We start from the raw sequence: 24001 nt of genomic DNA on the forward strand, positions 1-24001 counted from the left end.
CGTCGAAAGGGGAGACAGATGCGTGCACTACTCATCACCGCCGCGCTGGTGGCCGGGCTGGTCGGCACCGCCGTGCCCGCCGCGGCCACCGGACGCGGCCTGCCGCCGGTCATGGCACCGGCGGCGCGGAACCTGTTCCCGGAGGGCGTGGCCTGGGACCCGACCCGGCAGTCGCTGCTGGTCGGGTCGCTCACGACACCCGCGTTGATCTCGGCGGTCGGCCGTGACGGCGTGGCGAGAACCGTGGTGTCCGACCCGGAGCTGCCGGGGTTCGTCGGCCTCGAGGTCGACGCCCGCGGGCACCGGATCGTCGCCGCGATCGGCAGCCCGTTCGCGCCGGGACCGAGCTTCCTCGCCGTGTACGACCTGCGGACCGGCGAGCGTGAGCAGCTGGTCGACCTGTCGGGCGACGGGCACGCGGCCAACGACGTCGCGCTCGACCCGGCGGGCAACGCGTACGTGTCCGACACGGGCGCGGGTGCCGTCTACAAGGTGGACCTGGCGGGGCACGTGACGACGCTGGTCAGCGACCCGCGACTGACGCCGTCCCCCGGCGCCAACGGGATCGTGTGGCACCCGCGCGGCCACCTCGTGGTCGCCAACTACACGACGGGCAAGCTCTACCGGCTGTCCGGCGGCGGGCTGACCGAACTGCGGCTGGCGCGGCCACTCGTCGGCGCGGACGGCATGGTGCTGCGCCGCGACGGCACGCTGGTCGTGGTCACCAACCGGCTCAGCGGCTTGCCGGGCGCGGAGGTCGCGGTGCACGAGCTGGTGCTGGCAGGCAACGCGGCGGTGCGGCTGCGGACGACGCCGTGGCCGGACCCGGCACCGACGACGGCAGCGGAGACGCCGTACGGGATCTACGTGGTGGACGGCCGGCTCGACGCGTTCATCGCGGGCGGCACCGCGAACGACTTCGTTCTCCGCCGGTTGTGAGTAGTTCGCCCAGCGCGAGATGACTGGCGGTGCGGCCCTGGCACCGGACAGTGTGGGCCGCATGAGGATTCTGGTGCTGGGAGGAACGATCTTCGTCGGGTACGCGGTCGCGGCCGAGGGGTCGCGGCGGGGGCACGACGTGGTGTGCGCGGCGCGGGGCGAGTCCGGCGCGGTCCCGGACGGGGCGACCCTGGTGAAGGTCGACCGGGACGCCGAGGACGGCCTCGCGCCGCTCGCGGGCGAGACGTTCGACGCGGTGGTGGACGTGTCGCCGCTGTCGTACCCGTGGGTGCGGCGGGCGCTCGAGGCGTTCGGCGACGCGGGCCACTGGACGTTCGTGTCGACGATCAACGTGTACGCGGACAACGAGACGCCGGGCCAGACGCCGGCGACCGGGCCGCTGGTCCCGGCGTTGGAGGAACACGCGACGCGCGACGAGATGATGGCCCGCGGCGAGGACGGCGTGCTCCTGTACGGCGGTATCAAGGTCGCGAGCGAGAACGCCGTGCTGGCCGCGATGGGTGACCGTGCGTTCGTGGTCCGGCCCGGCCTGATCACCGGTTCGTGGGACCGGAGCGACCGGTTCGGTTACTGGCCGGGCCGGTTCGCGCGGGGCGGCACGGTGCTGGTGCCGGACACGACGTCCCCGATCCAGACCATCGACGTGAAGGACTTCGCGCGGTGGATCGTGGACGCGGCGGAGCAGGGCACGTCCGGCACCTACGACGCGGTCGGCCCGCGGCGGCCGACGCTCGAGATGATCGAGGAGATCGCGTCGGTGACCGGCTTCGACGGCGACATCGTCCGGGCGGCGCCGGAGTGGCTGACCTCGGAGGGCGTGAACCCGTGGAGCGGCCCGAAGTCGCTGCCGCTGTGGCTGCCACCGGGCTACGAGGGCCTGAAGTCGCACGACCCGGCGCCGTCGATCGCCGCAGGTCTGCGGTTCGCGCCGTTCGCGGACGCGGTGCTGGACGCGCTGGCCAGGGAGAAGGACCTGGGCCTCGACCGGGAGCGAAAAGCGGGCCTTTCCCCGGCGGAGGAGAAAGAACTACTCGCGAAGCTGTAGTGAAGGTGGCAGGGTCGGGGGATGGCCGAGACCTTCGACTACGTCGTGATCGGTGCTGGTAGCGCGGGGTGTGTGCTCGCGAACCGGCTCAGCGAGGACGAGGCGGCCAGGGTGCTGCTCCTCGAGGCGGGCGGCGAGGACGACGCCGACGAGGTGCACATCCCGGCCGCGTTCTCGACGCTCTTCAAGACCAGGTTCGACTGGAACTACGAGACGGTCGAGCAGAAGAACCTCGGCGACCGCGCGGCGTACTGGCCCCGCGCGAAGATGCTGGGCGGCTGCTCGTCGATGAACGCGATGATCTACATCCGCGGCAACCGCGCGGACTACGACGCGTGGCCGGACGGCTGGAAGTACGACGACGTGCTGCCGTACTTCACGAAGGCCGAGCACAACACGCGGCTGACCGGGCCGTACCACGGGACCGACGGTCCACTGCACGTCGAGGACCGCAGGTACACCCACGAGCTGTCGCACGCGTGGGTCGAGGCGGCGGTCACGTGGGGCATGAAGCCGACGGACGACTTCAACGGCGAGACGCAGGAAGGCGCGGGCCTGTACCAGGTGACGTGCCGCAACGGCCGACGCTGGTCCACGGCCGACGCGTACCTGCGCCCGGCGATGACCAGGACCAACCTGACCGTGCGCACGAACGCACTGGTCAACCGCATCGTGTTCGAGGGCAACCGAGCGACGGCGGTGTCCTACTCGAGGCACGGCGAGGAGTTCGAGGTAGGCGCGTCGACGGAGATCCTCCTGTGCGGCGGCGCCGTCAACTCCCCGCAGCTGCTCATGCTCTCCGGCGTGGGCCCGGCATCCCACCTGAACGACATGGGCATCGAGGTGGTCAACCACCTCCCGGGCGTGGGCGACAACCTGCACGACCACCCGGCCGCCCCGATGCTGTGGCGCACCAAGGGCACGACCGATCTGGTGAACCTGACCACCCCGGGCCGCCTGCTCCGCTGGCAGGCGACGGGCCGCGGCCCACTGGCGTCGAACGTTGGCGAGGCGGGCGCGTTCTTCCACACGCGCGACGGTCTGGCCGGTCCCGACATGCAGGTACACGTGGCACCGACGCTGTTCTACGACAACGGCATGCGCGAGCCGACGGTCCCGGGTTTCACCGCGGGCGCGACGCTGGTGGACGTGGCGTCGAGGGGCCGGGTGCGGCTGCGTTCGTCGAACCCACGCTGGCGCCCGTTGATCGACCCGGCGTACTACGAGGACCCCGCGGACCTCGACGCCATGCTCGCGGCGATGCGGACGCTGGGGGAGATCGCTTCGGTCGGCCCGTTGGCGAGGTACCTGGCAGGCCCGTACCGACCGGCGACCTCGGAGCCGACGGAGGATGAGCTGCGGGAGCACCTGAGGGAGATCACCCAGACGCTGTACCACCCGGTCGGCACGTGCGCGATGGGTTCGGTCGTGGACGCGGAGCTGAAGGTGCACGGGATCGATGGGCTGCGGGTGGTCGACGCGTCGGTGATGCCAACAGTCCCGCGCGGCAACACGAACGCGCCGACGATCATGGTCGCGGAGAAGGCGGCTGACCTCGTCCGATCCACCAACTGAGAACGCCTGTTCGATTCATCCCCAGGGTTGTCCACACCTGTGGACAACTCGGCTCGGTTGTCGGTGCCGCCCTCTAGGCTGGATGTCGGGGGCCGACGGCCGCGGCCTGTGGATAACCGCGGCAGATTGTCGTGGCCCCTCACGCCACCTTTCTCCCGAGGTGGCCCTCGCCACCTTCCGCACGGGATGTGCGCGGGTGCAGCCCCCGCGCCGACGGCTCGTTCAGCAAGGCCTACAGGTCGTGGCAGGCATCGGAAGTTGGCGCCGGAGACGCGTCCTGGCTTGGCCTCCGGCCCCTCGAACCACGCTACGGCACGGCACCGACAGTTCCGTCCCACCGGCGAGCGGCCTGTGGACAACCGTCGTCGCTGTGGACAACCTCGTCCGCCGGGGACGGAAATGTCGGTCCTTCCGCCTACGCTGGTGATCGGGGGGCCGACGGCCGCCCTCAGCGGCGCTTGCCGTGCAGCAGCGTGATCAGTTTGGCCACCGTCGCGTCCGTCTTCGCCGTGCGGCTGAACGTTGTCAGCACCAGCGGCGCCTTGAACCGCTGACGCGCGATCGCCTTCGGGCGGGTGAACTCCTTCAGGCCCTCCGGACCGTGGATGCGGCCGAAGCCCGACTCGCCGACGCCGCCGAACGGCAGTGACGGGATGCCCGCGAAGCTGATCACGCTGTTCACCGACGTCATGCCGGCACGCAGGCGCTGCGCCAGCTCGACGCCGCGGCGCTTCGAGAACACCGTCGACGCCAGGCCGTACCTGGTGTCGTTGGCCTTCGTGATCGCCTCGTCCATGTCGGTGACCTTCGCGATCGTCAGCGTGGGGCCGAACGTCTCCTCGCGCACCGCCTCCGAGTCCTCCGGCACGTCGACCAGCACCGTGGGCTGCACGTACTTGTCGCCGACCGCGTCCTTGCCACCGACCAGCGCGCGGCCGCCGCGGGCGAGTGCGTCGTGGATGTGCCGCTGGATGATCTTCAGCTGGCCCGGCATGGTGATCGGGCCGATCTTCGCCTCCGGGTCGTCGCCCGCGCGCACGTCCTTGGCGATCTTCACGACCTTCGCGACGAAATCGTCGTAGACGCGTTCGTGCACGTAGACCCGCTCGACACCGACGCACGTCTGGCCCGCGTTGGACATGCCGCCCCACACCGCGGCGTCGGCCGCCGCGTCGAGGTCCGCGTCCGCGTCGACCAGCAGCGCGTCCTTGCCGCCCGCCTCGATGAGCACCGGGGTCAGCGTCTCGGCGCACGCGGCCATGATCTTCTTGCCGGTGCCTGGCGAACCGGTGAACGCGAGTTTGTCCACACCGGACCGGCACAGCGCCGCGCCCGTCTCGCCGTAGCCCGTGATCAGCTGGAACACCGGCCGCTCCGGCACGACCTCGGCGAACGAGTCGGCGAGCCACTTGCCGACGCCCGGCGTGTACTCGCTCGGCTTGAACACGACCGCGTTGCCGGCGGCGAGCGCGTAGGCGATGGACCCCATCGGGGTGAACACCGGGTAGTTCCACGGGCCGATCACGCCGACGACCCCGAGCGGCTGGAACTCGACCGACGCCGCGTGGTTGGACATCAGCAGACCGGCGGACCTGCGCTTGCGGCCCAGCACCTTGGGTGCGTTCTTCGCGGCCCACGCGGTGTGGTCGATCGCGAGGACGATCTCCAGCATGGCGTCGGCGTGCGGCTTGCCGGTCTCGGCGTGCACGACCTCCGCGAGCTGCGCGGCGCGGCGGGTGATGACGCCCTTCCAGCGCTGCAGCCGCTCGGCCCGTCCGGCGAAGCCGAGGTCAGCCCACCACCGCGCGGCGTCCCGCGCCCGGGCGACCGCGGCGGTGACGTCGTCCGCGGTGTGGACCGGGTACGTGCCGACGACCTCGTCCGTCGTGGGACTCAGCGAGTCGAAGGTGTCCTGCTTCGCTTGCACGGCGGTCATGACGAGCCTCCCTGGTCGCGTACGCCGCCAAGGCTACCCGCCGGTAGCGTCCACCGCGACTAGCCTCTGTGGTGTGCAGATCGCTCACTACGGGCACTCGTGCGTGCTGCTCTCGACCGGCTCGGCACGGCTGCTCTTCGACCCAGGGACGTACTCGAACGGCTTCGAAACGGTCACCGACCTCGACGCCATCCTGATCACGCACCAGCACCCGGACCACCTGGACGGTGACCGCCTGCCCGCACTGGTGGCGGCCAATCCCGGCGCGGCGCTGGTGTCCGACGAGGACTCGGTGGCGGAGCTGGAGAAACTCGGCCTCAGGCCGACGTCGGTCGCCCGGCCGGGCGACACCCTCACGCTCGGCGGCAGCGCGGTGTCGGTGGTCGGCGGCCGCCACGCGACCATCCACGAGGACCTGCCGATGCCGACGAACGCGGGCTACCTCGTCGACCACGGCGCCTTCTACCACCCCGGCGACGCGCTGTTCGTGCCTGAGCAGCGCGTCGACGTCCTGGGGCTGCCCATGTCGGCCCCGTGGCTGAAGACGGGCGAGATGATCGACTTCCTGCGCGCGGTGGGGCCGCGGGTGGCGGTGCCCATTCACGAGGCGCTGCTGTCGGAACTGGGCTTCCGCGGCCAACAGAACTGGATCACCCGGCTGGTCCCGGATGCGGACTTCCGGCCGCTGACGGCCGAGCTGACGTCGTTCTGAGAAGTTGTCCACAGGTGTGGACAAGCCTGTGGATCGAACGCCTGTTCGTTGCGGATGGCCTCCGGCCCCGTTGACCAGCGTACGCGGGGGCACCGACAGGCCCCCGTGCCCAACGACGAGTTATCCACAGGGCGGCGAGTTATCCACAGCTCACCGTCGAAGACCGCGTAACGTCGGCCCCCACTGGTAGACTGGCACGGCGGGACGCCCCCGGGACAGGGTGGGGGTTGGGTAACGCGCGCGCGAGCTTGTTTGCCCGCGCCGGCTTCTGACGTGTTCGTTACCTCGCGAACAGCAGCAGCACCGGGTCGCCTGGCTGGCCGCCGAAGTCGTTGGCCGCGGAGCCGCCGTTCACCGCCAGCGCGACGCGGCCGCCCGAGTCGACGTACACGATCAGCCCCTCGTGAATGGCGTCCGCGAACGTGCGGCCCACGGTCGCCTTCACGGACCGGCCGTTGAGGTGCGCGTGTGCGGTGGTGCCCGCCGTGGCGCCGCTCGCGTCCAGGTCGGCGCCGGTGGCGGCGAGCTGGATGTTGCCGAAGGTGTCGACGTACCGGATCTCGGTGGTCAGCTTCCCTGGCTCCACGGTCGTTTCCGGTTCCGGCAGCCGCACCAGGTCGGCCGTGTCGACGGCGGGTCCGAAGCTCTCGGGCGCCACCCCGGCGGCGAGGTGCGCGGCAGCCGGCGCGAACACGTCCCGGCCGTGGAAGGTCGCCGACACCGTCGACAGCCGGTAGGCCGGGTTGACCAGTTCATACGCGGCCCGCACCCCGCCGAGCAGTTCGGCGGCAGGCACGAGCAGTCCGTTGTCCGGCCCGACGAGCGCACCTTCCGCCGCGACCACGACGACACCGCGCCGGTCGGTCCCCACCCCGGGGTCGACCACCGCGAAGTGCACGGCAGGCGGCAGGTACGACACGGCCTGGGCGAGGATCGCGGCGCCACGCCGCACGTCCTGCGGCGGCACGGTGTGGCTGATGTGGATGACCCGCGGCCGGGGCGCGATCCGCGCGACCACCCCCTCGCAGACCCCGACGAATCCGTCATCGATGCCGTAGTCGGTCGTGAACGAGATCCAGTCGTAGCTCATCGACAAACAATGGCACGCACTCGTGCGGGGCATGAATTCCGGGTGAAGCCGGTGCCCAGTTCGGCGACATGTCACCTCGGTGTCAGCCCGAAGTCATCGACTCATGGCCTCATGGGGTACGTGACCGCTCAACTGATGGTTTCGCTGTCCGGGATCAACGCATGGACCCTGGAACGCAGTGCCGACCTGAGCGACGAGCTGGCGTCCCGGGGCGTGCCGCTCTCGATGCTGTTCGCGCCGAAGATCGCGGGCGCGGACCAGCCGAAAGCGGTGCTGGAATGGGTGCGCGGGCAACGAGCCGCAGGCAACGCACTGCTCCAACACGGCTACGACCACCCTGCCGACGCCAGGACCCGCACCATCCGCCGCCGAGCCGAGTTCGCGTCGCTGCCTGCGCACGAGGCCACACTGCGCCTGACAGCCGCGGCCGCCACGATGGAACGCCTGAACCTGACGACCGACGCCTTCGTGCCGCCGCGCTGGGTGGCGTCCCCTGGCACGCTGCTGGCGTTGCGGCACAAGGGTTTCACCCTGTGCGCAGACCTGATGGGCACCCGCGACCTGCGCACCGACTATGTCCACAGAGGACGCGTGCAGGGCTTCGGCTTCGGCGAACGGACCGAACCGTGGTGGTGCTTCGCCCTGGTGATGGGCACCTCCCGAGCCGCCCGCAAAGGCCAGCTGATCCGCCTGGCGGTCGACACGACGGACCTGGCCCGCTCAGGCCCGCGCCAGGCTCTGCTGGACGCGATCGACATCGCCCTCCACCACGACGCGACCCCACTCACCTACCAGGCCCTGCTCACCCACCAACCGGCCCGAGCCGCCTAGCAACACCGGCGGCACCAAGATTCCCGGACGCTTCGTGCCCGCGTGGTGCTGGCCGGGAACCCGAAGCCCGCGAACGGCCAACCCGCGCCTCGAGAGCCGGGCGCCCGGAGCCTCCGAACGCCGAACTTCCGAAAGCCACAGCCCGGTGCAACGCCGGAACCCCGAGCCCCGAAGGCACCTCCGGAATCGGCAGCCGGAATGGCCGGAGCAGGCCGAAGTCCCATGCCCCCAGGAATCGGGCACCCGAGCGGAGCAGGAGACCCGCGAGCCCGGAGCGGGACCTTCCAAACCCATTCAGTGCACCATGATCTCGTCCCCTGCTTCGATTTCTCCCGGGGTGATCACCGCGACCTTGATGCCGAAACTCACGCCGCCCTCCGGTTCGCGGCGGTAGTCGGCCAGGGTGCGTAGTGGTTCTGGGCCCGCGCGTTCGCCGGTTGGCTGGTCGACCATGGTGACCTGGCAGCGGACGTCCGGTTTCACCCAGCGGAGGCGGGTGGTGCCGATGCTGAACTCGCGGATGTCGTCCTCCGCGTAGGGCCGGTCCCAGCCTGAGATCACGATGTTCGGACGGAAGCGGGCCATGGGGACCGGCTCGGCGCCCTTCTCGAGGATCCGCGCGTTCAGGTCGTCCAGGGACGACAGCGAGGTGAGGTGCAGGGGCGTCGAGTCGGTGAAGGTGATGTGGCCGTGCCACTCGTCCACTGCCCGGTGGTGGTCCGGGGGCACGCGGACCAGGCGCAGTGGCTCACCTACGAGGGTGCTCGCCCACTCCGCCGCCTCGTCGCCCTGGTCGACGCCTTCGCCGTCCCAGACGCCGTGCACGCTCACCGGTAAGCGCCTGCCGTCCGTCGTGACGTCGACGGCCAGTGACTGCACGTCGTCGGCGGACAGCGTCAGCTTCTCGCCGTCCGTGGCCAGGTCGGGCCTGATCACGGACAGCTTCGGGGTGCTGCGCTGGCTGCGGAACACGCCGTCCGACGCGCGGACGAACATGAACGTGCGGTCGTGCGCCACCCCGGTCGGCAGTACCCGCGCCCGCGTGAGCGGGCCGCCGGCGCAGCCTTTGACCGGGTAGAGCAGAAGATCTGAGACGGTTGCCACGGGAGCGAGAGTAGTTGCGGAAAAGGCGTTCGTCAGTGCGGTTTCCCGTACGTTCCACTGTGGAAGACCACAATGCTCACAGGATCGCGCCGGGAACGTACTTCGCGGCCTCTGGGAAGCGGGACACCACGTCCGACACCCGCTTCGCCACCGCGGCGACCTGTGCGCCCGCCACGCCGGTGAACGGCAGGCGGTCGGCCAGCAGCGCGTCCAGTGCCTGCCGGTCCAGCGGGATGCGGTCGTCCGCCGCCAGGCGGTCCAGCAGGTCGTTGCGCTCGATGCCCTGCTCGCGCATCGCGAGCGCCACCGCGACCGCGTGCTCCTTGATCGCCTCGTGTGCCGTCTCGCGGCCCACGCCGGCCTGCACCGACGCCATCAGGACCTTCGTCGTCGCGAGGAACGGCAGGTAGCGGTCCAGTTCGCGCGCGACCACCGCCGGGTACGCGCCGAACGAGTCCAGCACGGTCAGGAACGTCTCGATGAGGCCGTCCAGCGCGAAGAACGCGTCCGGCAGCGCGACGCGGCGCACCACGGAACAGGACACGTCGCCCTCGTTCCACTGGTCACCGGCCAGTTCGCCGACCATCGACGCGTAGCCGCGGAGGATCACCGCGAAGCCGTTCACGCGCTCGCTCGAGCGGGTGTTCATCTTGTGCGGCATCGCGGACGAACCCACCTGACCCGGGCGGAAGCCCTCGGTCGACAGCTCGTGGCCGACCATCAGCCGGATGGTCTTGGCCAGGCTCGACGGCGCGGCCGCCACCTGCACCAGCGCGGACACCACGTCGTAGTCCAGCGACCGCGGGTACACCTGGCCGACGCTGTCGAAGACCCGGGAGAAGCCGAGGTACTCGGCGATCTTGCGCTGCAGCGTGTCCAGCTTCGACGCGTCGCCGCCGAGGAGGTCCAGCATGTCCTGCGCGGTCCCGACCGGCCCCTGGACGCCGCGCAGCGGGTACCGCTCGACCAGGCTGTCGAGCCGTTCGAACGCCACCAGCAGCTCGTCCGCGGCGGACGCGAACCGCTTGCCCAGGGTCGTGGCCTGCGCGGCCACGTTGTGCGAACGGCCAGCCATCACCAGCTCGCCGTGCCCGGTCGCGAGCGTCGCCAGCCGCGCGAGCACGGCGACCGTGCGGTCCCGGACGTGCTCCAGCGACCGGCGGATCTGCAGCTGTTCCACGTTCTCCGTCAGGTCGCGGGACGTCATGCCCTTGTGCACGTGCTCGTGCCCGGCGAGCGCGTTGAACTCCTCGATGCGGGCCTTGACGTCGTGCAGCGTCACCCGTTCACGGGCCGCGATCGACTCCAGGTCGACCTGGTCGATGACCCGTTCGTAGTCGGCGAGCACCCCGTCGGGGACGTCGATGCCGAGGTCGGCCTGGGCGTTGAGCACGGCGAGCCACAGCCTGCGCTCCAGCACGATCTTGTGCTCGGGGGACCACAGCTCGGCAAGCGCCACGGAGGCGTAGCGACCGGCGAGGACGTTGGGGATACGCGGCTTGGACGTCACGTTTGGCCAGCTTAACGGGCTACCACGAGCACCGGGAACGTGACGTCCACATGGCATCCGCCCGCGCGTGACAGGGTCCGGGCGCACTTCACCGCGACCAGCACCCGCTGGCCCGGTTTCAGCAGCACCGGCTCGGTCGGCCGGAACACGTACGCGTCGAGCCCGGCCAGGTCCGCGTGGAACAGCACGTCCCCGTCCCGCCTGATCTCCAGCGTGCCCCGGTCGGTCGGCACCGCGTCGACGAGGAAGTCCGACACCGAGCGCGCGGACTCCTGTTTCCGCTGCTCAGCCACGACGTCGGAAGCGCCGGCAGGCACCGTGGCGGCGATGGTGACGTCGACGGGCGCGGAGGCGGTGGTGGGAGCGGGCGGCGGGGTCGCCGTCCGCTGACCGGCCGACGCGCCACCCACCGACACGCCACCGACCGCACTACCGCCCGCGCCACCGATCGCGCCACCGCCGACCGCCACCGTCGCGACCACCACGACACCGAGCGCGGTGGCGATGCCGAGCCTGCGGCGGCGTCTGCGCAGCAGCCGGTCCACCAGCTCGTCGGGGTCCAGCGCGAACGGCGGCTCGTCGTCGACGGCCGCGCGGAACCGCTCCGCGAGCTGATGCTCGAGCACCTACAGCTCCAGCTCTGGGTCGGTCGCGATCGCCACCAGCTGGTCGAGCGACACCGGCAGCGACTGGTGGTAGGTCGGCATGGCACCGCTGGTCATGTCGTAGTTGTAGGCGGCGACCGACACCATCGCGCCGGTGTCGCGGAAGTGGAAGACGGTCTCGATGACGCCCTGGTCGTAGTCCTCCGTCTGGTCGTAGAGCGCGCCGGCGGCCTGGTCGGGGAGCCGGTGGCAGTTCGCGACGCAGGTCTCGGCCGGTGAGCCGGTCGAGCCCGGCAGCCAGCTGGTGACCACGATCGAGTACCGCCTGCCGTCGATCGTGAAGCTGATCGCCGCGTTGATGCTGGTCTGTTCCGGGTAGTACTCGCCTTCGGCCTCGCCGCCGAACTCGCCGTGCACGAAATCCGTCGCGGAGGGCAGGGTCGCGGGCAGCGAGCCGCGTAAGTGCTCGCCCATTTCCTTGCCGCGTTGCCGCAGCTCGTCCACGGTGCGGGTGACAGGTTCCACCCCCGGCGGCGGCCACTGGTCGGGGCGCGGGGACGGCACAGCCGATGTGGACGGCGACGGGGACGGCGTGCTCGATGCCGGCCGGTCGGCGACAGGTGTGGTGCCCGAGCCGTCGCGGCCGACCATCGCGGGTACCGCGACCGCGGCCACCGCGATGGCGACCGTGGCCAGCCCGGCCGCGACGAGAGCGCGCCGCCGGACCTGGCTGCGTGCGGTCGCGACCAGTTCGTCGGGGTCGAAGTGCAGCGGTGGCTCGTCGGCCACCGCGTCCCGTAACCCGCTGCGGACGTCCTCTTCGCTCATGACGCCCCCTCGCAGGCTCCGGGGAGCCGCTCGCGGTCGCCCTGTGTCCGATGGTTCGCTTCGCAAGCTCCGCTCATGAGGCCACCCTCCCCACCAGGTGAGACACGGAGGCCCGCAGCGCGTCGAGCCCGCGAGCCGTCTGCGATTTGACCGTCCCCTCCGTGCAGCGCATGACCGCGGCCGCCTCGGCGACGGACAGTTGTTCGAAGTAGCGCAGGACCAGCACGGCGCGTTGCCGTGGCGGCAACCGCAGCAAGCCCTGGTGTACGAGGTCCTGCGCCCACAGCCGTTCCGGGCTGTCGCCGGGGCCGCGCGCGTCGTCACTCCGATCCGGCACCGCGGCCGCGGTCTGCTCGGAACGGCGCCACGGTCTGCGTTTCTCGTCGAGCCAGGTGCGCAGCAGAACAGTGCGGCCGTAGTTGGCGAGGCTCTCGTCCTTCTGCACCCGTGACCAGGACCGGTAGATCTTGATGAGAGTGTTCTGCATCAGGTCTTCCGCGAAATGCCAGTCACCGCACAGCAGGTACGCCGACCTGCGCAGCTTCCCCGCGTGTGCCACGGCGAACCTGCGAAAGCTCTCCTCGTCGGCTTGTCGCATCGGACCCCCTTCGCCGGTTACTCACGACGCGGGGACCGTCAAGGTTGCAAGGACTCCCGGAGCATGCGGTGCGCGACCGCGCGGGGGTCCGGATCGATCTCGATCAGCGCGTTGACGACGGCGCCGTCGACCAGCGCGATCAGCTGCTCGAGCCGGCGTTCGTCGACGGGGCTGCCGGAACGGGCGAGGACCTCGGCGAGGAGACCGCGCAGCTCCGTCCCGAGGGTACGCATGAGCGGCCGCAGGTAGGGGCGGCGACCGGTCGCCACCAGGCGTTCGTACCGCAACAGCACGGACTCCGCGTCGCGGTCGCCCGCGGGCCTGCCGAGGAGCTGGTCGAGCACGAGGTCGATGACGGAGTCGAGGTCGCGGTGTTCGGCGGACAGCACGGCGAGCTGTGCGCGGCCGCGCTCCAGCTCGGTGCGGCCGTGGTGTTCGACGGCGGCGGCGATCAGCTCGTCGAGCGAGTCGAAGTAGTAGGTCGTGGACGCCAGCGGGAGGCCGGCGCGTTCGGCGACCGCCCGGTGCCGCAGCCCTTCGAAGCCGCCCTCGACCAGCAGCGCCGCCGCGGCCTCGACCAGTGCCTGGCGACGCCGCTCACCCTTGGGAGTACTGGCGGCTGTCATTTGCGGGGCATCGTACGACCGGGCGGGCGACGCTCAGTACAGCTGCCCCAGCTCGGTGGCGATCCGCTGGATGTCGGACCCGAATGGGGCAGTGCCGCCCGGGCTGACCGGCTCACTCACCACGAACACCCGGCGACCGTCGTCCGTGGGCGCCTCGGCCCGCGTTCCACCCGAGGTCTGTGTGGTCAGCATCACATCGTCCGGAATGACGATGACGCTGACGCGGCCACCGGGAAGGTCGTAGGCGGCGCCGATGGCGTCCTGGGGACAGGTCACGGAAACCGGGATCGCGTCGGCGAAGTCGACGTTAGCGGCGGCCGGGAGCTCGCCCGCGAGGGCAGCAGCGAGCTCCCGGTCCACCTGTTCGCACCCACGAGGGGTGCCGGCGGGCCCCGCAGGCCCGCCACTCCCGTCCGGATAGCCCCCCTGCTTGGGCGTCTCCGACGGGAAGTCCTCAGCGCCGCCACGCTCTGTCGGCGCGGCCGCGTTGTTGTCCTCGTTTGGTAACTCGTATGGAGCAGCGTTTCCGTTACCGCCTGACGCGGCACTTTCCGCATCCATCGCGTCAGTGGCCACCCCCGGCCCTGTCCACAATGCCACGCCGAGCGCCGTCGCGCCCGCGAGGAGGGCCACACCAAAGGCGGAACCTGCGAGTACGCCATTCCGGTGACGGACGCGCTGGCGGTCCGATTCCCGGCTGACGTCGGAGGCGGTGAAGGTCGGCGGCGGAGTCTCCGCCACCGCGTCTTTCAGCAGGTCAGCAAGCTTGTTCTCATCCATTCCGCCACCTCCTCCGCACTCTCATGACGCCGACCGCAGGTCATCGATCGTGTCTCCCAGGGCCTCACGCAACGCGTTCAGCCCCCTGGCTGTCTGGCTCTTCACGGTGCCCTCGGAGCACTTGAGCGCCTCGGCCGTGCCGGCTACGTCAAGTCCCTCGAGGAACCTCAGGACGAGCACCGCCCGTTGCCGGGGCGGGACCGCCCGCAGACCGTCGAGCAGCGCGGACCTCGTCGCCACGGAGTCGCCGATCTCGCCGCCCTGTTGCGGCGTCTCCGGCAGCTCCTCGACGAACCGCTCCCGCCGCCACGGGCGCCGGGACTCGTCGATCACCGCACGCACCAGCGTCCTGCGTACGTAGGCGTCCAGGGCCCCACGGTCCCGGATCTTGCGCCACCGCCGGTGCAGCGCGACGAACGCGGTCTGCGCGAGATCGTCCGCACGGTGCCAGTCACCGCACAACAGGTACGCGGACCTGCGCACGGCGTCTCGCCGAGCCGCGAAGTACTCCGCGAAGTCCTGCTCGTCGCGCTGATCCACGCGGACTCTCTCTGCTCGTCGTCTGCATACGGGGGACGGAACGTCCGGCCCATAAGGTTGCACGACCACTTCGTCGTGACGTACGCCACCCCTCAAGACGTCCGGGACACCAATGAGGATGCCCGCGCGGCGGTGTGGTGTGATCAGATCGTGACCAAAGTGCGAGAGATCGACCTTCGTTCGGACACTGTCACCCAACCGGACGAGCCGATGCGGCTCGCCATGTCGCGCGCCGAGGTCGGCGACGACGTGCTCGACAGAGACCCCACGATGCAGGCACTGGAGGAGCGCGCCGCCGACATGCTCGGCGTCGACGCGACCCTCTGGGTGCCGAGCGCGACCATGGGGAACCTCGTCGCACTGATGGTCCACCTGCGCAGAGGTGACCGGTTCATCGCGCCCCGCGGCGCGCACGTGCTGGACGACGAACTGGGTGCGCCCGCGTGGCTCGCCGGCGGCATGCCGGAGGCGGTGGACTGGGGCGACTGGCCCGGCCGCATGCCGGTCGAGTCGGTGCGGCAGTCCGCGCGGAGCGGCCCGTACTACACGCTGCGGACCACGCTGTTGTGCCTGGAGAACACGCACAACGCGGCCGGGGGCACAGTCACGCCACCGGACGAGCACGCGAAGCTGGTCGCCACCGCCCGGGACGTGGGCCTGCGGGTGCACCTGGACGGGGCCCGGCTGTGGCACGCGTCGGTGGCCCTCGAGGTGCCGCCCGCCGCGCTGACGGTCGGGGTCGACACCGTGCAGGTCTGCCTGAGCAAGGCGCTCGGCGCGCCCATGGGCGGGCTGGTCGGCGGCACGTCGACGTTCGTCGAGGAGGCCCGCCGCGTCAGGAAGATGCTGGGCGGCGGGGTCCGGCAGGGCGGCATCGTGGCCGCGGCCGGCCTGGTCGCGCTGGACCGCGTCCAGGACCTCGCCAAGGACCACGCCAACGCCAGGAAGCTCGCGAAGGGGCTCAGGGACCTCGGCTGGGAGGTCAACGAGCCGGAGTCGAACATCGTGCTCGCGTCGACGCCCGACACCGAGGCGACGCTGACCGGGCTCAAGCGGGTCGGCGTGCTCGGGGTGCCGGTCGGCGGGCGCGTGCGGTTCATCCCGCACCGCGACCTCACGACCAAGGACATCAACGAGGTGCTGTCCCGGGTCGCGAAGCTGCACGCCTAGCGGATCTGCTTCTTCTCGGAGCCGCCCTTGATCGCGCTGTACCCGATGGCACCGATGGTGACGACGGCGGCGGCGACGAGCAGGAAGCCCAGCACCTTGAACACGAGGCCAATCACCGCGAACGCCACCCAGATGACGATGATCGCGCCGATGATCTTCAGCAGCATTTGAGGTTCCTCTCCGGGGTCTCACCGGGTGAACGACTGGCGCTCATCGGCGGTTCCACCAGTCAACCACCGTGACTGTGCTGGTACATCGGGGATATCCACTGGTTCGCGGCTCAGGGTGCGAGCCAGCCGCCCAGGCGCGCCAGGCCGGTCTCGATGTCCTCGGCCGGGCCCGCGAAGGAGAGCCGGACGAAGTGGTGACCCAGCTCGGGGTCGAAGTCGATGCCGGGCACGATCGCCAGGCCCGTCTCGGCCAGGAGGCGCTGGCACCACGCCATGGTGTCGGTGGTCAGGTGGGACACGTCGGCGTAGACGTAGAACGCGCCGTCGACCGGGGCGACCCTGTCGATGCCGAGGTCCGCCAAGCCCGTGACCAGGCGGTTCCGGTTCCCGAGGTAGGCGGCGACGTGTCCGTCCAGCTCGTCGTACCGGAACGCGGCGGTCGCGGCGTGCTGCGCGATCGCGGGCGGGCAGATGGTGAAGTTGCCGGTCAGGCAGTCGACCGCGCGCATGAGGCGCTGCGGGACCAGCAGCCAGCCGAGGCGCCAGCCGGTCATCGCGAAGTACTTGGAGAACGAGTTGACCACGATCGCCTCGCGGGAGAACTGCCATGCGGACGCCGTGGCCTCCTCGCCGTACGAGATGCCGTGGTAGATCTCGTCGCTGACCAGCTGGACGCCGTGGTCGGCGCACCAGCCCGCGATGGCGGCCAGCTCACCGACGGGCAGCACGGTGCCGGTGGGGTTGGCAGGCGACGCGATGACCAGCCCGTCGAGCGGGCCGGCCCGTTCGAGCATCTCGACCGTGGGCTGGAAGCGGGTGTCGGCGCCGCACGGCAGCTCGACCACCTCGCAGCCGAGCGCGGTGAGGATGTTGCGGTAGGCCGGGTAGCCGGGCCGGACGAGCGCGACCCGGTCACCCGCGTCGAACGCGGCGAGGAACGCGAGGAGGAAACCGCCGGAGGAGCCGGTGGTGGCGACGACGTCCCCGCCGGAGACGTCGAGCGCGTACCGCTGGTCGTAGTGGCGGGCGATGGCCTCCCGCAGCTCGGGGATGCCCAGCTGTTCCGTGTAGCCGAGGGGGCCCTGCAGGGCCTGCGCGGCCTTGTCGAGAACGGCGCGTGGTGCCGCGGCCGACGGTTGCCCGGCGGCCAGCGACACCACGTCCCCCTGCGCGCGCTGCCGGGCGTTGGCCGCGGACAGCACGTCCATCACGTGGAAGGGTGGGATGTTCGCGCGCTGGGCGACCTGCAGCAGACGGGTTGACATGACCCCAGCCTGCCGCCGATCGCCGCACGCGATCAACCCACCGGCACGGGCACCAGCTCCTCGCGGACGGCCTTCGGCTGCCGGAGCACGACCACCGCGAGCAGCGCCGCGACCGCGACGAGCCCGCCGGCGACGGCGAACGCGAGCCGGTAACCGCCAAGGGCGTCACCCGACTCGTTCGTGTACGACGTGGCCAGGGTGGCGAGCACCGACAGTCCCAGCGCCCCACCGACCTGCTGGGTCGTGTTGACCAGCCCGGACGCGACGCCGGAGTCGTCCTTGGTGGCGTCGGACATGGCGAGCGTCATCATCGCGGGGAACGCGAGCCCGGCGCCGATCCCCATCAGCGCGACGGACGGGAAGACGTCGAGCAGGTAGTCGGCGTCGGCAGGCGCCCGCGTGAAGAGCAGCAACCCGGCCGCGACCAGCACGAGTGCCGTGATCAGCACCGGCCGCTCCCCGAACCGCGCGTTGACCCGCGCCGACGCCCCCAGCGACAGACCACCGATCCCGACGGCGACGGGCAGGAACGCGAGCCCGATCTGGAGCGGGTCGTAGCCGAGGACCCGTTCCAGGTAGAGGGCGCCGAGGAAGAACAGGCCGAACATCCCGGCGACCATCAGCACCTGGATCAGGTTGGCGCCCGCGACGTTGCGGTCCCGCAGGATCCGCAGCGGCAGGAGTGGGTTGGCGACAGTCGCCTGCCGCACGACGAACCCGGCGAGCAGCGCGATGGAGAGCGCACCGAAGCCCAGCGTGTGGCCGGAGACCCAGCCGTGGTCGGCGGCCTTGACGATCGTGTAGACGCCGATCATGAGCCCGGCGGTGACGAGCACCGCGCCGACGACGTCCGCCCCGCTGCGCAGCCCGATACCGCGCTCACCGGGCACGGTCCTGATGGCCAGCGCGAAGGCGACCAGCCCGATCGGCACGTTCACGAAGAAGATCCAGTGCCAGCTGATGGCCTCGGTGAGCACCCCGCCAGCCAGCAGCCCTATCGACCCCCCGGCCGCGGCGACGAAGCTGAAGACGGCGATGGCCCGCGCCTGCTCCCGCTTCTCGGGAAACATGGTGACGATCATCCCGAGGATGACGGCGGCGGCCATCGCACCCCCGACCCCCTGCACGAACCGCGCGGCGATGAGCAGTCCCTGGGACGTGGCGAGCCCGCACAGCAGCGACGCGACGGTGAAGACGGCGACGCCACCGAGGAACATCTGTTTGCGCCCGATCAGATCCCCGACCCTGCCTGCGAGCAGCAGCAGGCCGCCGAAGGGGATGAGGTAGGCGTTGACCACCCACGCGAGCCCGGACTGGGTGAAGCCGAGATCGGCCTGGATGACGGGAAGAGCGACGTTGACGATGGTTCCGTCGAGGATGATCATCAGCATCCCCACGCACAGCACGACGAGCGCGTACCACCGCGAATCCCGCCGCTGACCAACGATCTGGGACATGGCCCCCTCTTGATTCTCCACAAGAGGGACCGTAACAGATCGTCTACTAGCGGACGATCTCGTGTGGGATTGCCTACATCGGGACTAAATCGATGATGTAGTGGCAGCAGGGAACGTGCCCGGGCTCACATCCGTCGACGGGGTGCTCGCTGACAAGCCACCGGCGTCGACAACCGGTTCTCGACCAACCGGCTCAACCCCCGGACAAGCCCGTCCCGCTCGTCCGCCGGCAGCGAGGACAGCACGTCCTCGTACACCCGGGCCACCACATCGGCGGCCTTCGCGTGGACCTCACGCCCCTGCGGAGTCACCACGATGATCCGGGCGCGCCGGTCGACAGGCGAAGTCTGCCGCTCCACCAACCCGGCCTTCTCCAGCTCGTCGACCGTCACGACCATGGTCGTCTTGTCGAGACCGCACGTGTCGGCCAGCTGGATCTGCGTCTTCTCGCCGGTCAGCGCGGCCGACAGCACACAGCTGCCTCGCGGGGTGATCCCCAGCCCCGCCAACTCCGCGGTCAGCTCGGTCGACAACACGTGACTCGCATGGGCGAGCAGGAACGCGAGATCCATAACCCCAGGTTACGCCGGTAGATCCGGCAGCAGATAATCCAGTGACCAACCAATCAGTACCCGACGTAGGACCCGCCGCCCGCGGTCGCCTTGATGCCCGGCACGTTGGCCAGCGACCCGTACCGCGAGATCGCGTAGTTCACGCCGGCGCAGATGTTGTCGACCGGGTTCCAGATGTCGTTGTGCCCCGACAGCTTGTACGAGTCGAACGTCGGGTCGATGCACTGCATCAGGCCCTTCGACGGCGTCCCCTTGGCGGCGTTGGAGTCCCAGTTGTTGATCGCGTGCGGGTTGCCGCCGGACTCGTGCTGGATGATCTGCCAGATCCGCTGCGCGTCCTCTGGTCCGACGTTGATGCCGTTCTGCCGGAGGATCTCGATCGCCTGGTTGATCCACTCCTGCACGTTGCCGGGCGGCGGGCCACCGGCGGGCGGACCACCGGACGAGCCGAGACCACCGCCTCCGCCCCCGGAACCGCCGGACCCGGTCGACGACGAGTTGCTCTGCGACGGCTGCTGGCTGCCGTTGCCCACGGAGTCCGCCGCGTCCGCCGACGATGGGCTCGTGGTCTGCGGCGGCGTCACGTTCCACTCGATCGGCTGACCGCTCTGCGGCGTGAACGGCTGCGTGTTCGGCTGTGACAGCGCCGAGAACGTCGACGCGGGCGACGTGCTGCCGTTGATCGTGCCCAGCGCCGAGCCGAGCGTCTGCTCGGTCCCCTCGAGGTGCGTGTCGATGTCCGCCGCGGCGTCCGAGCACACCCGCGTGGTCATCGCGTCGAACTCCTCCGGGGTGGCGTCCGGGTGGTTCGTCGTCCACGTCGTGATGTCGGTGAGGGCCTGGTCGCAGCGCGACGAGAGGTAGCTCTTCGCGCCGGTGAGCGCGGTGGCGACGCTGGTGAGCGCGGTCGAGGCGTCGGTCATCGCCGTGCCGATGTCGGTGCCCGCGGTCCTGAACCTGGTCATGTACGCCACGAACTCGTCGGCGGAGCGGCCCTCCCACGCCTCGTCGAGCTTGGTTACGCCGCCCGCGACCTCGCCGCTGTACGAGGACAGGTTGCCCGCGGCCGTGGCGAGCCGGGTCGCGGCCGAGGTGATCGCCTCGGTGTCCGCGTCCTTCACCTTCGCGGCGGCGGTCGCGACCGCCTCGCCTCCCGCGTAGCCGGCCAGAGTGTCAGCCGAACCCACCGTGTCCCCTCCTAGACCTGCACGTACCGCGGCTGGGCACCGTAGGTGCGCACGCCCTCGTCCTCGTTGTTCTGGACCGTCTGCGCGACCGCGTCGAGCGCGCCGGCGACTCCGTTGAGCCGGTCCTCCGCGGCGTTGAGCTCGTCGTGCATGAGGTCGTTCAGCGCGTCCACCGCGCTCGCCAGCCCTGCGGAGCTCGGCAGCTTGCCGTAGACCGTCGACGCCGTGCACAGCTCGGGGAACGTATCGGAGATCTCGCCGAACTTCGGCTTGTAGTCGAGCGCCTTCTGCATGCAGCCGTTGATGGCGTCGATGTCGTACTTCGTCATGTCGCCCCCTTTAGCGCGCCCCGTTCTGACGGCACGTGCCGCGGCGCGGTTCCCTCACCCCAGGACGGTCAGACCTCGGCCATCAGCTCTTGCACACAGCTCGCGAGACGCCGGTTGTCGGCAGGGGTGACGGTGCTCCACATGCGACCGTCCACATTCGGCTTCGCGAGGTGGACATAACGCCCGCGAGGTGTGTCGTGGAAAGCGACAACCCGGTCAGCGCGGACCATTCGCTGGTCCCGGTGCATGCGTGAGACGCAGAACTGACCGCGCACGTTCATGTCCCGCACCATGTCCGCCATCGTCTTGGCGTCCGGCCCGGACACTCCGGACCGGCTCAACGCGGCGGCGAACTCACGCACGTCCCCACGCGCCTCGGCGTCGGCCGCGCCGAGCACATCGGACGGCACGCTCACCGACAGCCCCGGCCCCGCGACCACGTCCCCCGCGACCGACACCGCGGCCTCGGCGATGGCGGTCTCGCGGGCGGGGATGAGCCAGACCTCGGGCCCGTCGACGGCACACAGCAGCGCCGAACTACCGGAAACCACCGCGAGCGAGGAGATGCGGTGGTCGGTCCAGACCCAGCTGTCTATCGCGAGCTGCGGGTAGGCGAGCAGGTTCAGCCGGTCCAGCAGCTCGGGCGTGGCTCGGTCGCGGTCGGCGAGCCCGCGCTCCTCGAGATCCGCGAACGCCTGCGCGACAAGCTGCCGCCGCTCGGTGTGTGTGCGTCCGGGGCTCGGCACGGTGAGCGCCTCGTGCTTCTGTGGGAGCTTCTCGTGCTCCCACAGAACGTCGAACTCGAGCTTGGAGAGGACGATGGTGCCGCTGATCATCTACCGGTCGTCATCGTCGCCGATCGACTCCGGCGCCACGACCCGTTCGTCGTCGAACACATCGCTCGACTCGACCCCGTAGCGCCGGACGTGCTCCTGGTCCTCCTCGCCCTCTTCCCTGCGCCCTGCCCCCGCCGCGGCGGGCTGCATGATCGACCCACCCGGCCGGCCTGTGCGCGCGCCGAACTTCTCGGCGTTGCGCGCGGCCCTGGCTTCTTCCTCGGGTGCCGCACCGAGAGGTACACCGTTCTTGAGGGCGCCGCCGGCGCCACCCCGGCCACCACTGCGGGCGAGACGTTCACCGTCGGCACCCGCACCAGCACCACCCGCGCCGCCCGCGCCCATGAGGGTGGCGGCTTCGGCCATGAGCATCGGGTTCGCGCGGAGGGCCGGGTTGAGGGGGTTCGCCGCACTGGGCAGGAAGGGGTTGTTCGGCGTCGGCCCGGTACCGGTGATGGGCGGCGCGTTGAGCGGCGGGTTCGGCCCGGTCGTGGGCAGCTGAGGCACGTTCCCGCCGGCGGGCCCAGGCGAGAAGGTCGTCGAGGAACCGCCGGGCCCGGTACCGACACCAGCGGGGCTGTACCCGGAACCCGAGTTGTAAACCCCGACGGACGAGATGTGAGTACTGGTGTCCACCGGCTGCGCGACGAGGTTCATCCCCGGCGGCACCGGCAACGTCTGCGCCTGGCCGAGCGCGTCGGAGCTGTTGTTCTGGTAGCCGGTCATGGAGTCCACCGCCGCGTCACGGGCCGCGTTCGTCTCCCTGACCTGCTGCGCGTGATCGGTCGTGTGCCCGAAGAACCCCGCCACCTTGTCGATGCCGTTCTCCTCTGTCGGCCCGCGGAGTGCACCCGATTCCGGAGCGGAGTTCTTCGTGATCCCGAAGACCGCCCCCTGCATCCCGACGCCAGCGGCCGACTCGGTCACGGGCCCTTGCGCATCCTCGGCGTAGATCGAGGCGGACTCGGTGGCCGCGGTGCCGCCATCCGCCGCCTCGCCCTGCCACGTGACGCCGATCTCCTTGAGCTGGTTCCGCAAGGTCTTGTCGGTGTCAGCGAGCCCACCAGCCAGCGCGACCAAGGCGTCGACCGCGTCCTCGAGCGTGCCTGGGCCTCGCCCATTACGCAGACCATCAACCTCTCGTGCAAGCGCCTCGTTGTCGTACCCGGCGAAGCGCAAATCGCTCAGTCCGTAGTCCCCGGCCATAGCTACTTCCTCACCTCAGCGTCTGCAGCGTCTGCAGTGCCATCTCGGCAGCTTGCCTACTTCCCTGGCAGATCTCGTCGCCGGTGACATCGTCACTCAGCGGCAACATCTCGATATGAAGGTGCTGGTTCTCCGCCACACCCACCGCGATGGCGCAGTCGTGCGTGCCACCGCCCTTGATGTGGAACTGGGCGGCCGGAAACCCGGCGATCGAGATCAGTTCAGCATCGGCGTTCGAATCCTCTTCGAGCCAGAAACTGAAGTCGACATCCGTGACCGCGACGACGTCGTAACTGTTGAAGGGTTCTGCGGCAGTGACGTCAAGGGTGCACTGCTTCATGTCCTTGTAAATGGTGCCGGACGACCCACCGTCATCAGAACGCACGTCATCGGCCCGAAGCTGCGCACGCTGCGCATCGGTGAACAATGTGCAGGGGTCAAGCCCGTCCAGAGACAGGTCTCGCGGGCGAGGTGGAACGTCCACCGACGTCGGACTCGAACCAGTCGACGACGGCGGCTCATTGGTCGCCGTCGAACCGGAGTCGGCGCTCGGCGATGGCGTTCCGGCTTCTGACGTGGTGCAAGCCGGGAGAAAGCCGGCCATGGCAAGCACGGCCGCCAGCAGAACCGCAGACCTACGCACCCGTTTTTCCGAACGCCGCAGAGATCTCGTCCTCGGTGTAGCCATACGCCTTCGCGGCATCGCCGAGCTGGACCGCGAGCTTTCGCAGGCCAAGGATGTAGTCGCGGATCCGGTTGCGGTACGAGTCATCGTCCTCGAACAGGCGGTCGTTCCACGCCAGCGCCATGCGCTCGCTGACCGCGTCGTCACCCGGCGGCAACACCCGAAGGTCGCGCGAGCGAGTCTTCCAAAGCTCGAACAGCGTCGTGGCCTGCGATTCTATAATCCGACCTGCCGCCAGAATGTTGTCCTTCGAGACCGTGAAGGTGCCCGAACTGATGCTTTGGGTTGCTTGCTCGACCTGCTTGAAGGCGGCGTTGATGCCTCGGCCCACGTCTCCGGCGAGATACATCCCGTTCGCTCCCCACTGATCGTGACGATCCGGTC

At 70.2% G+C, this 24001-nt stretch carries 26 protein-coding genes; 6 read left to right on the forward strand and 20 right to left on the reverse strand.

Annotated elements, in window-relative coordinates; translation table 11 throughout:
- The first annotated feature begins 18 nt into the window (after positions 1–18).
- The 3 genes from FHR82_RS13375 (at position 19) to FHR82_RS13385 (ending at position 3580) form a co-directional block, all read left to right on the forward strand.
- Complete coding sequence (locus tag FHR82_RS13375; RefSeq protein ID WP_184810709.1) at positions 19–939, forward strand: SMP-30/gluconolactonase/LRE family protein; 921 nt, start codon at positions 19–21, stop codon at positions 937–939.
- 61 nt (positions 940–1000) lie between these two features.
- Entirely contained in the window at positions 1001–2005 is a 1005-nt protein-coding gene (locus FHR82_RS13380) for a Rossmann-fold NAD(P)-binding domain-containing protein (RefSeq protein ID WP_184810710.1), read from the forward strand.
- Positions 2006–2026: 21 nt separating this feature from the next.
- The gene (locus tag FHR82_RS13385) at positions 2027–3580 is read left to right on the forward strand and encodes a GMC family oxidoreductase (protein WP_184810711.1); all 1554 of its coding nucleotides are present in this window, start codon (positions 2027–2029) and stop codon (positions 3578–3580) included.
- Positions 3581–4028: 448 nt separating this feature from the next.
- On the opposite strand, the gene FHR82_RS13390 is transcribed toward FHR82_RS13385, so the two are convergent.
- Complete coding sequence (locus FHR82_RS13390) at positions 4029–5516, reverse strand: aldehyde dehydrogenase family protein (RefSeq protein WP_184810712.1); 1488 nt, start codon at positions 5514–5516, stop codon at positions 4029–4031.
- 73 nt (positions 5517–5589) lie between these two features.
- Here FHR82_RS13390 and FHR82_RS13395 point away from each other — a divergent pair, with 73 nt between their 5' ends.
- Entirely contained in the window at positions 5590–6228 is a 639-nt protein-coding gene (locus FHR82_RS13395; RefSeq protein ID WP_184810713.1) for an MBL fold metallo-hydrolase, read from the forward strand.
- Between the two features lie 280 nt (positions 6229–6508).
- Here FHR82_RS13395 and FHR82_RS13400 read toward each other — a convergent pair whose 3' ends face one another.
- Complete coding sequence (locus FHR82_RS13400; protein ID WP_184810714.1) at positions 6509–7318, reverse strand: SAM hydrolase/SAM-dependent halogenase family protein; 810 nt, start codon at positions 7316–7318, stop codon at positions 6509–6511.
- Between the two features lie 111 nt (positions 7319–7429).
- Between FHR82_RS13400 and FHR82_RS13405 the strand changes: the two genes are divergently transcribed.
- Complete coding sequence (locus FHR82_RS13405; RefSeq protein ID WP_184810715.1) at positions 7430–8149, forward strand: DUF2334 domain-containing protein; 720 nt, start codon at positions 7430–7432, stop codon at positions 8147–8149.
- Between the two features lie 294 nt (positions 8150–8443).
- Here the strand turns inward: FHR82_RS13405 and FHR82_RS13410 are convergent, their stop codons facing one another.
- The 8 genes from FHR82_RS13410 to FHR82_RS13445 form a co-directional block, all read right to left on the reverse strand.
- The gene (locus tag FHR82_RS13410) at positions 8444–9253 is read right to left on the reverse strand and encodes an MOSC domain-containing protein (RefSeq protein ID WP_184810716.1); all 810 of its coding nucleotides are present in this window, start codon (positions 9251–9253) and stop codon (positions 8444–8446) included.
- Positions 9254–9329: 76 nt separating this feature from the next.
- Entirely contained in the window at positions 9330–10763 is a 1434-nt protein-coding gene (purB, locus tag FHR82_RS13415) for an adenylosuccinate lyase (protein WP_311771055.1), read from the reverse strand.
- 11 nt (positions 10764–10774) lie between these two features.
- Positions 10775–11389 (reverse strand): hypothetical protein, encoded by a 615-nt coding sequence (locus tag FHR82_RS13420; protein WP_184810718.1) that lies wholly within the window; start codon positions 11387–11389, stop codon positions 10775–10777.
- Complete coding sequence (locus FHR82_RS13425) at positions 11390–12196, reverse strand: hypothetical protein (protein WP_184810719.1); 807 nt, start codon at positions 12194–12196, stop codon at positions 11390–11392.
- 73 nt (positions 12197–12269) lie between these two features.
- A complete protein-coding gene (locus FHR82_RS13430; protein WP_184810720.1) occupies positions 12270–12794 on the reverse strand; it encodes an RNA polymerase sigma factor in 525 nt (174 codons plus the stop codon).
- Positions 12795–12832: 38 nt separating this feature from the next.
- Complete coding sequence (locus tag FHR82_RS13435) at positions 12833–13420, reverse strand: TetR/AcrR family transcriptional regulator (RefSeq protein ID WP_184810721.1); 588 nt, start codon at positions 13418–13420, stop codon at positions 12833–12835.
- A 33-nt stretch (positions 13421–13453) separates the two neighbouring features.
- Positions 13454–14200, reverse strand: coding sequence for a hypothetical protein (locus FHR82_RS13440; protein WP_184810722.1), 747 nt, complete (start codon positions 14198–14200; stop codon positions 13454–13456).
- 21 nt (positions 14201–14221) lie between these two features.
- Positions 14222–14740 carry a SigE family RNA polymerase sigma factor gene (locus tag FHR82_RS13445; RefSeq protein ID WP_184810723.1) on the reverse strand — a complete coding sequence of 173 codons (519 nt, stop codon included), beginning with the start codon at positions 14738–14740 and terminating at the stop codon, positions 14222–14224.
- Positions 14741–14890: 150 nt separating this feature from the next.
- Between FHR82_RS13445 and FHR82_RS13450 the strand changes: the two genes are divergently transcribed.
- On the forward strand, positions 14891–15910 hold the full coding sequence (locus tag FHR82_RS13450) for a threonine aldolase family protein (protein ID WP_184810724.1): 1020 nt from the start codon (positions 14891–14893) through the stop codon (positions 15908–15910).
- Here FHR82_RS13450 and FHR82_RS13455 read toward each other — a convergent pair.
- From FHR82_RS13455 to FHR82_RS13500, 10 genes are all read right to left on the reverse strand, one after another.
- Complete coding sequence (locus tag FHR82_RS13455) at positions 15907–16077, reverse strand: hypothetical protein (protein ID WP_184810725.1); 171 nt, start codon at positions 16075–16077, stop codon at positions 15907–15909. The genes FHR82_RS13450 and FHR82_RS13455 overlap by 4 nt on opposite strands.
- Before the next feature lie 113 nt (positions 16078–16190).
- The gene (locus tag FHR82_RS13460) at positions 16191–17345 is read right to left on the reverse strand and encodes a pyridoxal phosphate-dependent aminotransferase (protein ID WP_184810726.1); all 1155 of its coding nucleotides are present in this window, start codon (positions 17343–17345) and stop codon (positions 16191–16193) included.
- 32 nt (positions 17346–17377) lie between these two features.
- The gene (locus tag FHR82_RS13465; protein ID WP_184810727.1) at positions 17378–18802 is read right to left on the reverse strand and encodes a DHA2 family efflux MFS transporter permease subunit; all 1425 of its coding nucleotides are present in this window, start codon (positions 18800–18802) and stop codon (positions 17378–17380) included.
- 125 nt (positions 18803–18927) lie between these two features.
- Positions 18928–19374 (reverse strand): MarR family winged helix-turn-helix transcriptional regulator, encoded by a 447-nt coding sequence (locus tag FHR82_RS13470; protein WP_184810728.1) that lies wholly within the window; start codon positions 19372–19374, stop codon positions 18928–18930.
- A 53-nt stretch (positions 19375–19427) separates the two neighbouring features.
- Entirely contained in the window at positions 19428–20561 is a 1134-nt protein-coding gene (locus tag FHR82_RS13475; protein WP_184810729.1) for a WXG100 family type VII secretion target, read from the reverse strand.
- 11 nt (positions 20562–20572) lie between these two features.
- The gene (locus tag FHR82_RS13480; protein ID WP_184810730.1) at positions 20573–20890 is read right to left on the reverse strand and encodes a hypothetical protein; all 318 of its coding nucleotides are present in this window, start codon (positions 20888–20890) and stop codon (positions 20573–20575) included.
- Positions 20891–20958: 68 nt separating this feature from the next.
- Positions 20959–21726 (reverse strand): ESX secretion-associated protein EspG, encoded by a 768-nt coding sequence (locus FHR82_RS13485; protein ID WP_184810731.1) that lies wholly within the window; start codon positions 21724–21726, stop codon positions 20959–20961.
- Positions 21727–22806, reverse strand: coding sequence for a hypothetical protein (locus FHR82_RS13490; protein ID WP_184810732.1), 1080 nt, complete (start codon positions 22804–22806; stop codon positions 21727–21729).
- Positions 22807–22942: 136 nt separating this feature from the next.
- On the reverse strand, positions 22943–23536 hold the full coding sequence (locus FHR82_RS13495) for a DUF3558 domain-containing protein (protein ID WP_225944928.1): 594 nt from the start codon (positions 23534–23536) through the stop codon (positions 22943–22945).
- A 31-nt stretch (positions 23537–23567) separates the two neighbouring features.
- A complete protein-coding gene (locus tag FHR82_RS13500; RefSeq protein WP_184810734.1) occupies positions 23568–23966 on the reverse strand; it encodes a hypothetical protein in 399 nt (132 codons plus the stop codon).
- Positions 23967–24001: the final 35 nt, after the last annotated feature.

The sequence above is a fragment of the Actinophytocola algeriensis genome (assembly GCF_014203735.1).
GTDB classification, from domain to species: Bacteria; Actinomycetota; Actinomycetes; order Mycobacteriales; family Pseudonocardiaceae; genus Actinophytocola; species Actinophytocola algeriensis.

What these genes read in the sequence shown, in the direction of transcription:
- FHR82_RS13485 (WP_184810731.1), bottom strand. Translation starts at nt 21,726, where the DNA reads ATGATCAGCGGCACCATCGTCCTCTCCAAGCTCGAGTTCGACGTTCTG.
- FHR82_RS13405 (WP_184810715.1), top strand. Translation starts at nt 7,430, where the DNA reads ATGGGGTACGTGACCGCTCAACTGATGGTTTCGCTGTCCGGGATCAAC.
- FHR82_RS13455 (WP_184810725.1), bottom strand. Translation starts at nt 16,077, where the DNA reads ATGCTGCTGAAGATCATCGGCGCGATCATCGTCATCTGGGTGGCGTTC.
- FHR82_RS13425 (WP_184810719.1), bottom strand. Translation starts at nt 12,196, where the DNA reads ATGAGCGAAGAGGACGTCCGCAGCGGGTTACGGGACGCGGTGGCCGAC.
- FHR82_RS13480 (WP_184810730.1), bottom strand. Translation starts at nt 20,890, where the DNA reads ATGACGAAGTACGACATCGACGCCATCAACGGCTGCATGCAGAAGGCG.
- FHR82_RS13465 (WP_184810727.1), bottom strand. Translation starts at nt 18,802, where the DNA reads ATGTCCCAGATCGTTGGTCAGCGGCGGGATTCGCGGTGGTACGCGCTC.
- FHR82_RS13500 (WP_184810734.1), bottom strand. Translation starts at nt 23,966, where the DNA reads ATGTATCTCGCCGGAGACGTGGGCCGAGGCATCAACGCCGCCTTCAAG.
- FHR82_RS13435 (WP_184810721.1), bottom strand. Translation starts at nt 13,420, where the DNA reads ATGACAGCCGCCAGTACTCCCAAGGGTGAGCGGCGTCGCCAGGCACTG.
- FHR82_RS13380 (WP_184810710.1), top strand. Translation starts at nt 1,001, where the DNA reads ATGAGGATTCTGGTGCTGGGAGGAACGATCTTCGTCGGGTACGCGGTC.
- FHR82_RS13470 (WP_184810728.1), bottom strand. Translation starts at nt 19,374, where the DNA reads ATGGATCTCGCGTTCCTGCTCGCCCATGCGAGTCACGTGTTGTCGACC.
- FHR82_RS13440 (WP_184810722.1), bottom strand. Translation starts at nt 14,200, where the DNA reads ATGGATGAGAACAAGCTTGCTGACCTGCTGAAAGACGCGGTGGCGGAG.
- FHR82_RS13375 (WP_184810709.1), top strand. Translation starts at nt 19, where the DNA reads ATGCGTGCACTACTCATCACCGCCGCGCTGGTGGCCGGGCTGGTCGGC.
- FHR82_RS13390 (WP_184810712.1), bottom strand. Translation starts at nt 5,516, where the DNA reads ATGACCGCCGTGCAAGCGAAGCAGGACACCTTCGACTCGCTGAGTCCC.
- FHR82_RS13400 (WP_184810714.1), bottom strand. Translation starts at nt 7,318, where the DNA reads ATGAGCTACGACTGGATCTCGTTCACGACCGACTACGGCATCGATGAC.
- FHR82_RS13460 (WP_184810726.1), bottom strand. Translation starts at nt 17,345, where the DNA reads ATGTCAACCCGTCTGCTGCAGGTCGCCCAGCGCGCGAACATCCCACCC.
- FHR82_RS13495 (WP_225944928.1), bottom strand. Translation starts at nt 23,536, where the DNA reads ATGGCCGGCTTTCTCCCGGCTTGCACCACGTCAGAAGCCGGAACGCCA.
- FHR82_RS13430 (WP_184810720.1), bottom strand. Translation starts at nt 12,794, where the DNA reads ATGCGACAAGCCGACGAGGAGAGCTTTCGCAGGTTCGCCGTGGCACAC.
- FHR82_RS13385 (WP_184810711.1), top strand. Translation starts at nt 2,027, where the DNA reads ATGGCCGAGACCTTCGACTACGTCGTGATCGGTGCTGGTAGCGCGGGG.